We start from the raw sequence: 15,670 nt of genomic DNA on the forward strand, positions 1-15,670 counted from the left end.
TTGTGGCGCTTCTGCTTTCGCCCGTGCGGTCGTTCTATCGGCGCAGGTAGATGAATCCGGTGTAGGCCTCGGTGTCGTTGCCGAGGTCGAGTACATAGTAGTAGGTGCTCTCGGGCAACTTCTCACCGAAGACAGCACCATACTGGCTGGTGCCATCCCAGTCGTTGTTGTAGGGACTGCGGTCCAGGATCTTGTTGCCCCAGCGGTTGAAGACCTGGAAGCTGTTGTTCGGATACGACTCCAGGTTGCGGATCACGAAGGTGTCGTTGACGCCGTCACCGTTGGGCGAGAAGGCGTCGGGGATGGTGAGCGTGAGGCAGTCCTTGATGAACACCAGCATGGTGTCCGCCGTGGTGCCGCACACACCGTTGTCCACCGTCCACACGAACCAGTTGTTGCCTTGCTGCATGCCCGTCACCAGCGTCATCGGGTCGAAGGCGTCCACGATGTTGCCCGTGCCCATCAGCAGCGACCATGCCCCGAAAGCTGTGCTGGTGGCCGGCACGGCGTCGAGGTTGGTGGTGCTCACGTCCTGGCAGAACTGCTGGTCCGGTCCGGCATCGGCGGGCGGCACGGTGTGGTCGAAGACCTGGATGACCATCTCATCGCTGGTGCTTCCGCAGGCCCCGTTGTCGATGGTCCACACGAAGACGTTGGTGCCGAGACCAAGGCCGGTGATGGCCGTGAAGGGCGAGGAGGGATCGGCGATGTTGCCCGCGCCGGAAGCGAGGCTCCATATGCCCGTGCCGGGCGGTACCGGGCTGCTGGCGAACATCGTCACCGCCTGGGTGATCGGCGTGCAATAGCTCTGGTCCGGACCGGCCGCCGCGGCCTGTGCGCCACCGTCGAAGATGAAGATGGTCACCTGGTCCGTGGTGGTGCCGTTGGAGCAGGGGCCATTGTCCACCGTCCATTGCAGCGTCACCTGGCCAACCGTCAATCCGCTGAGCGTGGCGTTGGGGTCGTTCGGATCGCTGAGCGTGCCGCTTCCACTGATGATGGTCCATGTGCCGATGGCCGGCACGCCCACCGCGTTGGCCTGCAGGGTCACGCTGCTCGCGGGTGTGCAGATCTCCTGGTCCGGACCCGCGTTGGCCGAACCCTGAGTCTGGTCGTACACCACGATGGTCACGAGGTCCTCGGTGGTGCCACAGGGGCCGTTGTCGATGGTCCACAGGAAGGTGTTCACCCCGATGGAGAGGCCGCTCACCGCACTGGTGGGCGATGCCGGGGAAGCGATCGTGCCGGTGCCGCTCACCAGCGTCCATAGCCCCGTGGCGGGGAACACCGGTGCGTTGCCCGCGAGCGTGGTGCTGGTCTGCGGCGTGCAAAGCTCCTGATCGGGTCCAGCGTTCGCGGGCGGCGCGTTCCCATCGAAGATGAACACGCTGATGTCCGCTGAACTGGTTCCGCAGGCACCATTGTCGATCGTCCAGAGGAAATCGTGCTGTCCCACACCTAGGTTGAAGACGGCCGTGTTGGGATCGTTCGGATCGGCGATGGTGCCCGTGCCGCTCAGGGAGGTCCAGGTGCCGGTGGCCGGGAAGACGGGGTCGTTGGCCTGCAGCACCGCGCTGTTCGTGGGTGTGCACCAGCTGATGTCGTCACCGGTCATCGCATCGGGCGCGTCACCATCGAAGACCGATACACGCACCGTGTCGCGGCTGGGCGGACCGAAGCCGCACTGGCCGTTGTAGATCTCCCACACGAACTCATGCACACCTATGTCCAGTCCGGTGACGAGCGTGTTGGGGTTGTTCGGCTCCACCACGGTGGACCCACCCTGGGTCACGGTCCAGGTGCCCACGCCAGGTATCGCCGGGGTGTTGCCCTGCAAATTGGTCTCGCTGTCGGGCGTGCAGAGTTCCTGGTCGGGACCCGCGTCCGCCACGGGCGCCGACGGATCGTACACGTACACGCTCACCGTGTCGGAAAGGATGCCGTTGTTCGGGCAGGGATCCCATTCCAGGGTCCAGACGAAGGTGTTGATGCCTTGTGCCAGACCGGTGATGAGGGTGTTGGGATCGTTCGGCGAGACCGGCGTGCCGCTGCCGCTGATCAGGGTCCAAGTACCCTGTGCGGGTGGTGGCGGTGTTTCACCCTGCAACTGGATGCTCGTTTCAGGCAGGCACAATTCCAGATCGGGGCCGGCATTCGCCGCGGCCGTGGTGTCATCGTAGAGGATGATGGTCACCTGGTCGATGGTGAGGCCGTTGGAGCATGGGCCGTTGTACACCGTCCACTGGAAGGTGTTCACCCCGATGGCGAGTCCTTGGATCAGCGTCAACGGGTCGCTGGGATCCACCGGTGTGCCCGCGCCGGCGACCACCGTCCAGGTGCCCTGCGCGGGAAAGATCACAGGGCTGCCTGCCATGTACACGGAGTCCTGCGGTACGCACAACTCCTGGTCCAGGCCGGCGAAGGCGTCGGCGTTCTTGGGGTCGAAGACGAAAATGCTCACCTGGTCCGTGGTGGTCACACATTCACCGCCCTCGAGGGTCCAGACGAAGATGTTCTCACCCACCTCCAATCCACTCACCGTGGTCACAGGCGCATTGGCGTCGGCGATGACCCCCGTGCCCTGCACCAAGGTCCATGTGCCAATGGCGGCGCCCACCGGTTCATTGCCCGTGAGCGTGGCGGTATCATCCGGTGCGCACAATTCCTGGTCGGGACCCGCATCGGCCGGAGGCGCATCGGCGTCGAAGAGCGTGATCGTCACCTGGCTCGTGGTGACGCCGTTCGGGCAGACACCATTGGCCACTGTCCATTCGAACACATTCACGCCGATACCCAGGTCGGTGATGGTGGTGTTGGGGTCGTTCGGGTCGGTGATGGTGCCCTGGCCGCCGATCAGGGTCCAGGTGCCCTCCGCAGGGAAGGTCACCGGGCTGCCTGCCATGGTGGCGCTGGTCAATGGCGTGCATACCTGCTGGTCGGGTCCGGCGTCCGCATCAGGGTTGTTCTCATCGAAGACCAGGATGGTGACCAGGTCCGTGGTGAGCGGATCGATGCACACCCCGTTGCTCACCGTCCAGAGGAAGGTGTTCGCGCCGATGGACAGGCCTGTGACCCCCGTGATCGGACTGTTGGGACTGGCGATGATGCCCGTACCGCTCACCAAGGTCCAGGTGCCCGTGGCGGGGAAGATGATGTTGCTGCCGAAGAGCGTGGTACTTGTGGTGGTGCCCGTGGGTGTGCACAACTGCTGATCGGGTCCCGCGTCGGCCAGCGGATTCTCCTGCTCGTAAAGCGTGATGGTCAACTGGTCGCTGGTGGCACCGCCCGGACATGGGCCATTGTCCACGCTCCATTCCAACACGGTCACACCCACTTGCAGGCCGGTGATGGTGGTGTTGGGACTGTTCGGGTCGGCGATGATCCCGCCGCCACTGATGATCGTCCAGGTGCCGATCGCCGGGAAGACCACCGCACTCGCACTGAGCGAAGCGCTGCTGGTGGGCGTGCACAGGTCCTGATCGGGACCCGCGTTGGCCACCGCGTTGTTCAGATCGAAGACCTCGATCGTCACCTGATCGCTGGAACCCGCGTCGCAGGGTCCATTGCTCACCGTCCACTGGAATACGCTGGTGCCGATCTCCAGGTCCAGCACGGTGGTCACCGGGCTGTTCGGACTCACGATGGTGCCCGTGCCACTAACCAAGGTCCATTCCCCGGTGGCCGGGAAGATCACCGCACTGCCGGTCAGTGTGGTGCTCGTCGTGGTGGCGGTGCAGAGCTGTTGGTCCGGCCCGGCGTCCGCCAGCGGATTGTTCTCATCGAAGACCAGGATCGTCACCTGGTCGCTGCCGACACCGGTGGCGCAGGGGCCGTTGTCTACGGTCCACGCGAATACATTGGCGCCCACGGGCAGGCCACTGATCGTGGTGTTCGGGTCCGCGGGATCGGCGATGGTGCCGCCTCCACTCACCAGCGTCCAGATGCCCGAGGCCGGGAAGGTCACCGGCGCGGCCTGCATCACGGTGCTGGTATTCGGCGTGCACAGCTCCTGGTCGGGGCCCGCGTTCGGTTGCGCGTTGTTCTGGTCGAAGAGGAAGATGCTGACCTGGTCCGTGGTGATGCCGTTGGCACAAGGGCCGTTGCTCACCGTCCAGGCGAAGATGTTCTCACCCACGGCGAGACCCGTCACCGTGGTCACCGGGCTGTTCGGCGAGGTGATGACACCCTGCCCACTGACCAAGGTCCATTCGCCGGTGGCCGGGAAGATCAGCGGGCTGCCACTCAGCGTGGCCACGGTCAGCGGTGTGCAGAGCTCCTGGTCGGGACCGGCGTTCGCCACGGCGTTGTTCTCATCGAACACCGTGATCGCCACATCATCGAAGGTGATGCCTTGGGCACAGGGACCGTTGCTCACAGTCCACCGGAAAACGTTCACGCCCACCGGCAGACCACTCACCGTGGAGGTCGGCGAAGTGGGATCGGCGATGGTGCCACCACCACTGATCAGGGTCCACAGCCCGGTCGCCGGGAAGATCACCGCGCTGCCTGCGAGCGTGGTGCTTGTCTGCGGCGTGCAGAGTTCCTGATCCGGACCAGCATCGGCCACGGGGTTGGTCTCATCGAAGATGAAGATGCTCAGCTGGTCGGTGGTCTGCGCGGGATCGCAGGGGCCGTTGCTCACGGTCCAGGCCAGGATCGTTTCACCCACGCCAAGGCCTGTGACCGCCGTGGTGGGCGAAGCTGGGCTGGCGATCACGGCACTGCCGCTCACCACGGTCCAGAGGCCGGTGGCGGGGAAGGTGGCGGTGCTGCCCGCCAGCACCGTGCTGCTCACCGGTGTGCAGAACTGCTGGTCCGGACCGGCGTTCGCCGCCGAATTGCTCTGATCGAAGACCAGGATGGTGACCTGGTCGGTGGTGAGGCTGTTGGCGCAGGGTCCGTTCTCCACGGTCCAGGCGAATACGTTGGCACCCACGCTCAGACCACTTACCGTGGTGTTGGGGTTCGAAGCATCGGCGACGATGCCCGTACCGCTCACCAGCGTCCATTGGCCCGTGGCGGGGAAGATCACCGCACTGCCGGCCAGCGTGGTGCTGGTCTGTGGTGTGCAGAGTTCCTGGTCCGGCCCGGCATTGGCCACCGGGTTCTGCGCATCGAAGACGAAGATGGTCACCTGATCGGTGGTGGTGCCGCAGCTGCCGTTGTCGATGGTCCATGCGAAGGTGTTGGCGCCCACCGGCAGACCTGTGATGGTGGTGTTGGGGTCGTTCGGGGCTGTGATCACGCCTCCACCATTCACCAACGTCCAAGTGCCCACGGCCGATCCCGTCACGGCGTTGGCGGCCATGCTCACACTGCTCTGCGGTGTGCAGATCTCCTGGTCGGGACCCGCGTTGGCCGGCTGCGCATCGCTGGCGAAGACGAACACGCTCACCAGGTCGGAGGTGTTGGCATTGGGGCAGGCGCCATTGTTGATCGACCATTGGAAGATGTTCTCACCCAGTGCCAATCCACTCACGGCCGTCACAGGCCCAGCGGGGTTGGCGATGGTGCCGCTGCCACTGACCAGGGTCCATTGCCCTGTGGCGGGGATCGTCAACGCGTTGCCCACCAGGGTGGTGCTCGTTTGCGGCGTGCAGAGTTGCTGATCGGGTCCCGCGTTGGCCGGCGGCTGGTTCGGATCGAAGACCAGTATGGTGACCTGGTCGGTGGTGATGCCGCATTCGGCGTTGTCGATGTTCCACTGCAGGATGTTCACCCCGATGGACAGACCGGTGACCGTGGCCGTGTGCGATGTGGGGTCGCTGAAGTTCGCCGACCCCTGCACCACGGTCCACTGGCCGGTGGCCACACCTTCGGGCTCATTGGCGGCCATCACCACGGGCACGGCGGTGCCGCACACCGCCTGATCGGGTCCGGCCAGTGCGGGTTGCGCGTTGCCATCGGCCACCACGGTGATGAGCGTGCTGCTGCTGATGGGATCGGGACACACGCCATTGTTCACCGTCCACGTGAAGGAGTAGACCCCCGAGGCCAGGTCGATCACCAGCGTGCTGGGGTTGGTGGGGTCCACGATGGTGCCAGGACCTCCACTCATGGTCCACAACCCGGTGGCGGGGAAGATCACCGGGCTGCCATTGAGCGTGATGGTGTTGCCCGCGGTGGTGCATATGCTCTGGTCCGATCCCGCATCCGCAGAAGGCTGCAGCGGATCGTAGACGAAGATGCTCATCTGGTCCGTGCTCAACCCGTTCTGGCATGGACCGTTGTTCACCGTCCATTGGAAGATGTTCTGGCCCACGGCGAGTCCGGTCACTGCCGTGTTGGGATCGCCTGGGCTGACGATGGTGCCGGTGCCGCTCACGAGTGTCCACAATCCCGTGGCCGGCCCGATCAGCGCACTGCCTGCCATGGTGGCGCTGCCACTGGAGGAGCACAGGCTTTGGTCAGGACCGGCATCGGCGGTGGGCGTGCCCGCATCAAATACCGTCACTGTCACCTGGTCGGTGGTGATGCCCTGCGCACAGGGGCCATTGTCCACCGTCCATTGGAACACATTCACACCGATGGACATGCCCGTCACCAGCGTCGTGGGACTGTTGGCATCAGCGAACGATCCACCTCCGCTCACCACGGTCCAGGTGCCGATGGCGGGGAAAATGGGCACACTGCCGGCCATGGTCACCTGGTTGGGCGCGGTGGGCACGCAGATGCTCTGATCCGGGCCCGCGTTGGCGGCCGGGTTCTGGTTGCTGAAGCGTTGCACCGTCACCTGGTCGCTGCTGCTGCCGCAGGGTCCATTGCTCACGGTCCACTGGAACACGCTCTCACCCACGAGAATGTCGTTGACCACCGTGGTGGAGCTGGTGGGGTTGACGATGGTGCCCGTGCCGCTCACCAACGTCCAAGTACCTGTGGCCGGAAAACTCACCGGGCTGCCAATGAGCGTGGTGGTGGCCGTGCCACAGATCTGCTGGTCCGGGCCCGCGTTCGCGGCGGGTTGCGCCGGATCGAAAAGCCGGATGGTCACTTGATCGGAGGTCACCGCACCGGGGCATGGTCCGTTGCTCAGTGTCCATTGGTACACATTGTCGCCAATGGACATCCCACTCACGGTGGTCGTGGGGCTGGCGGCGTTCGCGAAAACACCCGTGCCACTGACCACGGTCCATTGGCCGGTCCCTGGTGGGAAGGCGGCGTTCGCTGCGAGCGTCACGCTCGCCACGGGCGCACACAGCTCCTGGTCAGGGCCGGCGTTCGCGGCGGGGGCGCTGCTGCTGAAGACGGTGATCGTCACCTGGTCACTGGTCACGGATGGTACGCAGGGGCCGTTGTTGATCGTCCATTGGAACACGTTCACGCCCACGCCCAGGCCCGTGACCGTGGAGGTGGGGCTGCCCGGTGCGGTGATCGTGCCGCTGCCGCTGATCAAGGTCCAGGTACCAGCGCTGGGCGGCGTGGGGGCATTGCCGGCCAGCGTACCTGTGGCGGTGCTTTGACCGATCGGCGTGCAGAGCTGCTGATCGGGTCCGGCGTTCGCGGCCACCGCGTTCGCATCGAACCGCACCACCGTCACCTGATCGGTGGTCACACCATTGGGGCAGGGGCCGTTGCTCAGGGTCCACTGGAACACATTGGTGCCGATGGACAGGCCATTCACCGCGGTCGTGGGGCTCGCGGGATCCACGAAGGTGCCCGTGCCGGTGATCACGGTCCACTGGCCGGTGGCGGGTGGCAGCGGTGCGTTGCCCGCGAGCAATGTGCCTTGGGAGCACACCTGCTGGTCGGGTCCCGCGTTCGCGGCCGGGCTGGCCGGGTCGAACACCGTGATGACCAGATCATCGAAGGTGGAGGCCGGATCGCAGGCTCCGTTGTTGATGGTCCAGCGCAACACATTCGGTCCGATGGACAAGCCATTCACCGCGGTGGTGGGGCTGGCGGCGGTGACGAATGTGCCACTGCCGCTCACCACGGTCCACTGGCCGGTGGCGGGCGCTGCCGCCGCGTTGGCCGCAAGCGTGGCGCTGTTCGCGGGCGCGCACAACTGCTGATCGGGGCCGGCGTTCGCGGCGGCCTGGCCGCTGTTGAACACCGTGATCGTCACCTGGTCGAAGGTGGGCGCGCCACAAGGGCCGTTGCTGATCGTCCAGCGGAACACGTTGTTGCCGATGCCCAGCCCGCTCACCGTCGTGGTCGGGCTTCCCGGGTCGGCGAAAACACCCGTACCACTCACCACGCTCCATTGGCCGGTGGCGGGCACCGCGGCCGCATTAGCGGCCAGCATGGTGGAGGTCTGCGGTGTACACAAGGCCTGGTCGGGACCCGCGTTCGCCACCTGCTGTCCGGGATCGTAGGCCGTGATGGTCACCTGGTCCGAGGTGGTGCCACAAGTGCCGAAATCGAGCGTCCACTGGAACACGTTCGGGCCGGGGCCCAGGCCGGAGACCGTGGTGGTGGGGCTGTTGGGGTTGGCGAATGTGCCACTGCCGCTCACCACCGACCATACCCGGCCGATCTGTGGGTATGGCAACACCCCTTGCATGGTGGCGGTGAAACCGCACACCTCCTGGTCGGGGCCCGCATTGGCAGGCGTCACCGGTGGTGTCACCTGCACCACGAAGCCATAGTTGTTCACACCATTCAGGATGCAGGCATCATCCGCCACGGTGACCGAGAAGAGGTTCTGGCCGATGTTCGCCGGCGTGGGTGTCCAGCAGAATTGTCCTGTGGGCAATGGACTTCCCGTCACTGTGAACGTCGCGCCAGGTATGCCACTGTTCCAGGTCATGGTCACGACCTGCCCGGGATCGATGTCGTTGGCGGCCACATTGAAGCAGATCTGTTCATTGGCGCATACGGTGGTGGCGAACTGCCCCGTGCCATTGATGCCGCTCACCGAGGGATTGTTGTTGGCGCAGACCACGATCGCGAACTGCACGTCGCGCAGGTAGGTGCCGATCTTCACTCCATTGCGCCATTCGGACACCTTGACCGTGACGACACTGAACTGCTGGATGCTCGGCACGAACGTGATCGTGCCCGTCACCGGATCGATCTGCACCGCGTTCGCACCGCCGGAGGTGATGATGGGCTGCAGGAAACTGTATCCCGGGTTGTAGGGGATCAGCGAGCCGTTGGCGCCCAGGGCCGGTGCCAGCTCGAAGGAGAGCGAGTCGCCATCGATGTCGTTGAAGCCGTGGTTGTAGCTCACCGTCTGGCCCACGCAGGCGAAGGGCGTGGGGTCGTTGAGGTAGCGCGGTGAGTTGTTGCAGGGCGTGAGGGTGCTGTTCAATTCAGCGTAGAGGTACAGGTTCCGGCTGCCGGGGTTGTTGAGCGAAGTGATGGCGTTGTTGCGGCAGCACAGGTCCCAGTCGATAAGCCAGTCTGTACCGCAGGCCGCGTAGGCACTGAGGTCCACCACGGTGCTGTAGCGGTAGCGCTGGATGCCGTACTGACCGGCGGAATTCACGCAACGGTCGACGGCCGACAGGCAGATGGGCGTGACGATCTCCACATCGTCCAATCCGAAACAGGGCTCCAGCGTGACGTTGCACTGGTCGCTGCGCATGCGGAAGCGACGGCCATTGTTGCAATTGCTCGGGGCCGCCACACCATTGCAGTCGCGATAGAAGTTCAGGCGCACACGATACAGGTTCGGGCCGATGCACTCATAAGTGAGCTCGCCGCCCATGGCGTGCGTGGCATGCGCTTCCTCCGCGGCACCGATCAGGAACGCGCCCGCGACAGCGAGCAGTCGGACCGACTTCTGGATGGCACCGAGGGACTTCGCAGCGAGGAGGAACGGGCGTCGTGGTTCAAGCATGGACCTTCCGGTATGTGGCCCCGTCCGATCATGCGGGCCTTCAAGCTCGTCCGAGAAATGTTCCTCCTGATCGCCGGGCCATCCATTGGACCGCCCTGTCGTCCGGGGGTCACTTCCGCCAGTGGGCGCCGGTCCTAGGACCGCGATAGGGCTTGCAGGGCATGATCAACGGCAGGGTTCCCGGCAAACGTAGACGCGCCGCAAGCCGCGCCGGGTGCGGCTTCCTGCCACGTTGTCAACACCGGCGTGTGGACCCGGGCGTGGGTCCGCTCAGCGCGAATGGCGCCGCACGAAGTCCTGCCAGGCGTCGTATTGGCGCATGGTCAGCACCCCGCGGATCTCACTTTTGCGGGCTTGGGCCAATGACCGCAAACGCGCGTCGCGATCGGCTTCCGAACGAGGAGCCTCGGCCATGGCCTTGCGCAACTCTGCACGGTAGTCCTCCTCGATCACGCGCAATCGGCGTACCTGGTCCTGCGGCAGGCCCCAGGTCATCATCAGGCTGTCGGGCAAGGGGTCCCAACCCACCCTGGACAATAAGGCGGTATCCTGGGCAGATATCGTGGCCGTGAAGAGGCCGATCAGCACGATGAGGATGATGGTACGCATCTCCGGAGGAACGTTGGGACGAAAGATGGTGGACAAGTAACGGGCCAAGAGCCTGATCGTGCATACTTCAACCGGTCTGTTGATATCCTGCCCCTTCAAGGAACCGGTTCCGGTTGATAACCCCTTCCCGGCCAGGCCCCCCTACCCACCCCGTTCACGGTAGGTTCGATCCACATTAACCAAACCCGCGACCATGGATACAAGGATGCTACTCGCAGGTCTCGCCGCTGGCGTGGCCGGATTCCTCGCCGGATGGGTACTCTTCGGCATGCTGCTCATGGGCTACTACGAAGCCAACATGATCAGCTATGAGGGCTTGATGAAGGGGGAGGGTGAGATGAACCTGGGTGTATTGTTCCTGGGCAATGTGTTCTTCGGCCTGCTCTTGTCCTGGGCGGCCTGGCGCATGGGCGCCACCAACGCCATGGGCGGTCTGCGCACCGGCCTGGTCATCGGCGTACTGGTCTATGCCAGCATGGCGATGATGTTCTACAGCATGTGGAATCTTTACGCCAATGCCACGGCGATGGTGGTGGACGTGCTGGCCAACACGGCATGGGCGGGTATCATGGGCCTGGTGGCCGGCCTGGTGCTGGGCATGGGGAAGAAAGCGGCTTGAACGAAGCTTGATGCGATGTCCCGCAGGTGGGCCTACCGGCATCTGCGGGACATGCCTCTTCCCTCAGCGCCGCTGCCCGGGCACTTGGGCCGGGCGTTGACCGCCTGCTGGTGGCGCTCTCTGGGGCAGCGCTTTCTTGACCTGCCCATCCTCGTACTCCACGCTCTTGGTGGGCTTGCCATGGCGGTCGTAAAAGGTCATGGTGCCATGCAGGCGGCCTTCACGGTAGGTCATCTCCTGCACCAGGCGGCCGCGCTGGTCGTACACTTTGCACGCGCCGTGCGGGTCGCCGTTCTGATAATGCTGTTCGCGCATCTTCACCCCGGCATCATCGAAATAGGTCCAGGGGCCGGTGGCGCGGCCATCCTTGTAGGTACCCTCGGCGATCGGTGTCCCGTGGATGCTGAAGGTGGTCCACCGCCCGCTCTTCCTTCCCTGCGCATAGCTGCCCTGCTCGCGCACCCGCCCACCGATGGACTTCCCTTCAGGGCTTTCGTGGTAGAGCTTCCAAGCGCCGTGCTTCAGATCCTCCTTGTACACGCCTTCAAAGTCGGGATCGCCGTTGGGGAACCAGCCCTGCCAGACCCCTTCCATCCGGCCGGCCACGAAGCCGCCCATGGTCTGCCGCTGACCGTTGGCGAACCAACTGGTCCACTGCCCCTCTTCCTTGCCATTCACATACGGTCCTTCCTGCAGTTTCTGGCCACTCTCGAAGCGTGTGGTCCAGGTGCCGGTCTTCAGTCCCTGGTCGAAGGCCCCCTTCTTCCAAAGTTGCCCACCTTCATAGTAGTACACCCATTCGCCTTGTTCCTTGTCATCCGCGAAGGTGCCCGTGCTGCTGAGTTGTCCGTTCGGGTGCCAGTAACGCCAGGCACCCTGCCGCGCGCCCTTGGCGAATGCGCCCTCCATGTCCTTCGCGCCGGTCGCTGTGTACCAGGTCCACAAACTGTCCTTGAGCCCGTCGCGGTGGTGGCCGGCCACGTCCAAGCCGCCGTTCGTGCGCCAGCGCGAATACTCCCCATGCAAGCGGCCCTGGTGCCAGCCTTCGCGCTTTTCCGGCAGGGCGGCCGTGGTCCAGTACTCCCATACGCCGTGCTTCACACCACTGCGGTATCCACCCCTGGCCTTGGGGTTGCCCGCCGGCCAGTTCTCCACAGAAGGCCCGCTCTTCACGCCCAGCACATAGTTGCTCTCCTCCTGGAGCGCCCCGCTGGCGTAGTAGGTCCGGAGGGTCCCATCGCCGTTGCGCAGCGTATGCGTGCCGTCGCGGTCCCAGGCCTCCAGCACCAGCACCAACGTGTCCTGCCATCGTTCCACCAGCATGGGCAGGCTGTCCGGATACCAATAGCGCCATTCGCCGGTCTTCTTTCCATTCGCGTAGTGTCCGCGCTCCATCGGCCTGCCATCACGGTAGTAGCTGGTGCGCAGGCTGTCCTCCACACCGCGCTTGAACCATCCATCGTGGAGCAGGCCGCCATCCGGATGGAAAATGCGCACGCGGCCGTCGCGCTCGCCGGCCTTGAACTCGGCCTGTTCCAGGAGCCGGCCCTGCCGGTCGTAGAACTTCCATTCACCCCATTCCCGGCCATTGACCATCAGGCCCTCGCTGCGCTTGATGCCGGCCTTCTCGTCCCAATGGTCCACGAAAGGCACCACGGTCTGTGCCGCCATGGGAAGCCACATGGTGTGCGCGAGGAGCGATGCGAGAGCGATGCGCGGGAAGATGGACATGGCGGGGCGAAAGTAGCTGCGTGCCGAAGGGCGGCGATGACCCCTGCCGGTCGCTCCATCCACAACGCGAAGGTGATGCGGTATGATATGCCACAGCGAACCCAGGACCGAATGGTGCGTTCCTCCGCATGCCGCACGGCTAAATTGCGGCACGGATGCGTGGACGGATGAAGCGGACGGGACTCTTGGCCGGGTTGCTCGGCATGGTGGTGCTGTTCGCGGCGTGGACCGAGGCCACCCGCCCGGTGCATGGCCCGCACGGGAGGTTGGAACTGGCGTTGCTGCGCGGCGGCAGCGATCTGGAAGTGTATGTGGGGCAATGGTTCGCCACCGCCGGCCGTTGCGCGGGATGCCATGGGCATGACATCATGGGCATCGCCAGCGTGGACGCGCAGGGCAATGATGTGAACGTGGTGGACGACTGGCGGAGCACCATGATGGCCAACAGCGCCCGCGATCCCTTCTGGCGGGCGAAGGTGAGCCACGAGGTGCTGTTGAACCCGCAGCACCAGGAGGCGATCGAAAGCACCTGCCTGGGCTGTCATGCGCCGCTGGGTTTCCATGAGGAACGCCTGCTGGGCCATGCGCCCTTCACCATGGCCATGCTGGACAGCAGCCGCCTGGGTATGGATGGCGTGAGTTGCCTGGCCTGCCACCAGCAGAGCGAGGCCCTCGCTGGATCATTCTTCAGCGGCCACCTCGAATTCGATTCGGCACGCGTCTACGGCCCCTACCAGGACGACCTGATCAACGCCGACATCATGGAGTTCTTCGTGGGCTGGCGACCGGGCTTCGGTGAGCACATCATCAACAGCAAGGGCTGTGCGGGTTGCCACACCCTGATCACGCACACGTTGGACCTGACCGGAGTGCCCACGGGCGGCCACTTCGTGGAACAGGCGACCTACCACGAATGGCTCAACAGCGTCTACAGTGTGGACGGCACGCACTGCAACACATGCCACATGCCGCGCATCGACGACCCCATCATCCTCGCGGCGGAATACATTTTCCTGAACCCCCAATCACCCTTCGGCCTGCATCACCTGGTAGGCGGCAACACCCACATGCTGCGGCTGATGAAGCAGAACCGCGAGCTGCTTGGCATCCCCGCCACCGAGGCGCAGTTCGACAGCACCATCGCACGAACCGAGCGCTTGTTGAAACAGTACACCCTCGACCTGGAGTTGTGGAGCACCGGTCGCACGGAGGACACGGCCTATTTCGCCCTTCGGCTCACGAACCGCGCGGGACACCGTTTCCCCAGCGGCTATCCCTCGCGCCGCGCTTTTATCACCTTCGTGGTGCTCGATGCTAAGAACGACACGGTCTTCAAGAGCGGTGTCCTCGGCGGCGACCTGGAAGTGCAGGGGCACGGATCGCCCTATGAGCCGCACCACGATTTGATCAGCTCCATGGAGCAGGTGCAGGTCTACGAGCTGGTGATGGGCGACGTGACCGGCAGCGTGACCACCGTGCTCGAGCGCGCGAACGAGCCGCTCAAGGACAATCGGCTTCCACCGCTTGGCTTCACCACTTCGCATCCGGTGTACGACACCACACGCATCGCCGGTGTGCCAGCCAGCGACATCGACTTCAACCGCGATGCGCTGGGCCAGGAAGGCAGTGGCAGCGACATGGTGCGCTACCATGTGCCGACGCTGGGGAACAATGGTGCGTTGCGCGCCTTCGCCAGCGTGTACTACCAGCCGGTACCGCCCGGATGGAACGCCGAGATGTTCAGCCACTCGAGCCCGGAGATCGATGCCTTCCGCGACATGCTGGCGGCCAGCGACGGCAGCCCCACACGCGTGGCGGCCGATTCGCTGCTTCTCGGTCCCGTGGGGATGACGGAGTTCGCCGCGAATGCCGTGGTGGTACACCCCAACCCCACGGCGGATGGCGTGGTGCATGCAACGGCGAAAGGAAGCGCACGGATCGAAGTGCATGGCGTGTACGATGCGATGGGCCGCCGAATTCCCGCCACGGTGGAGCGCATGGAACATGGGCTGCGGATCATGCTGCCCGCCACGCCGGGCGTCTACCACCTGTTGCTGCGCGTGGACGGCACGGAAGTGCTGAAACGCGTGGTGCGACATGCCGGCGCACGGTGATGGAGACCACCCTGGCTTCCATCCATGTGTATCCGATCAAATCGCTCGGCGGGTTCAGCGCTGCGGAAGCGCCGCTCACGGACCGCGGTCTTCAACACGACCGCCGCTGGATGCTCGTGGATGGGCAGGGGCGCTTCCTCTCCCAACGTGAGGTGGCCGGCATGGCCCGGCTGCACTGCGCGCCGGCCGCCGATGGTTTTCGCGTGACGGACCTGCGCGATGGGGCGGCGATCGACCTGCCGTGGACGATCGCCACGCATCGGAAGGAACGCGTGAACATCTGGGACGATGCGCTCGATGCGCTCCACGGCGAAGCGCGGTGGGACCTCTGGTTCAGCGATCGCCTGGAACGCGAGGTGCGCTTGGTGCACATGCCCGACGCGTCGCAACGCCCCACCGACCCCACCTATGCGCGGGCCTTCACCTCGCTGAGCGATGGCTTCCCCTATCTCGCCATCTCGCAAGCCTCGCTGGATGAGCTCAACGCGCGCATGTCATCGCCGATCCCCATGGACCGTTTCCGCCCCAACCTGGTCATCGCAGGCGGAAGCGCGTTCCAGGAAGACGCGTGGCGCGATGTGATGATCGGCTCCGCGCGTTTCCAGTTCGTGAAACCCTGCGCGCGCTGTGTGATCACGACCACCGACCAGCGCACCGGCGCGCGCGGGAAGGAGCCGTTGCGCACGCTGGCCACCTTCCGCAGCGCGGGCCAGAAGGTGATGTTCGGCATGAACGTCGTGGGCGATGTCAGTGGCAAGATCCGTGCTGGCGATGCCGTGCGCCCATTGTGAGCGGCGACCGCTTCGATCGAAC

General features: G+C 64.8%; 6 protein-coding genes. 3 read left to right on the plus strand and 3 right to left on the minus strand.

The features are described from left to right. Positions 1-34 precede the first annotated feature (34 nt). Positions 35-9,784 carry a gliding motility-associated C-terminal domain-containing protein gene (locus KIT10_09535; GenBank protein MCW5899497.1) on the minus strand — a complete coding sequence of 3,250 codons (9,750 nt, stop codon included), beginning with the start codon at positions 9,782-9,784 and terminating at the stop codon, positions 35-37. A 270-nt stretch (positions 9,785-10,054) separates the two neighbouring features. Further along, positions 10,055-10,393: a hypothetical protein gene (locus tag KIT10_09540; GenBank protein MCW5899498.1), complete on the minus strand. Its 339-nt coding sequence runs from the start codon at positions 10,391-10,393 to the stop codon at positions 10,055-10,057. A gap of 205 nt (positions 10,394-10,598) precedes the next feature. Here KIT10_09540 and KIT10_09545 point away from each other — a divergent pair, with 205 nt between their 5' ends. Then, positions 10,599-11,012 carry a hypothetical protein gene (locus KIT10_09545; protein ID MCW5899499.1) on the plus strand — a complete coding sequence of 138 codons (414 nt, stop codon included), beginning with the start codon at positions 10,599-10,601 and terminating at the stop codon, positions 11,010-11,012. Positions 11,013-11,075: 63 nt separating this feature from the next. On the opposite strand, the gene KIT10_09550 is transcribed toward KIT10_09545, so the two are convergent. Next, positions 11,076-12,743, minus strand: a complete 1,668-nt coding sequence (locus tag KIT10_09550) for a hypothetical protein (protein ID MCW5899500.1) — start codon at positions 12,741-12,743, stop codon at positions 11,076-11,078. 185 nt (positions 12,744-12,928) lie between these two features. Between KIT10_09550 and KIT10_09555 the strand changes: the two genes are divergently transcribed. Continuing rightward, complete coding sequence (locus KIT10_09555) at positions 12,929-14,857, plus strand: hypothetical protein (protein MCW5899501.1); 1,929 nt, start codon at positions 12,929-12,931, stop codon at positions 14,855-14,857. Further along, entirely contained in the window at positions 14,857-15,648 is a 792-nt protein-coding gene (locus tag KIT10_09560) for an MOSC domain-containing protein (GenBank protein MCW5899502.1), read from the plus strand. The genes KIT10_09555 and KIT10_09560 overlap by 1 nt, the downstream gene beginning before the upstream one ends. Positions 15,649-15,670: the final 22 nt, after the last annotated feature.

The organism is Flavobacteriales bacterium (genome assembly GCA_026129465.1).
Lineage (GTDB): Bacteria > Bacteroidota > Bacteroidia > Flavobacteriales_F > PHOS-HE28 > PHOS-HE28.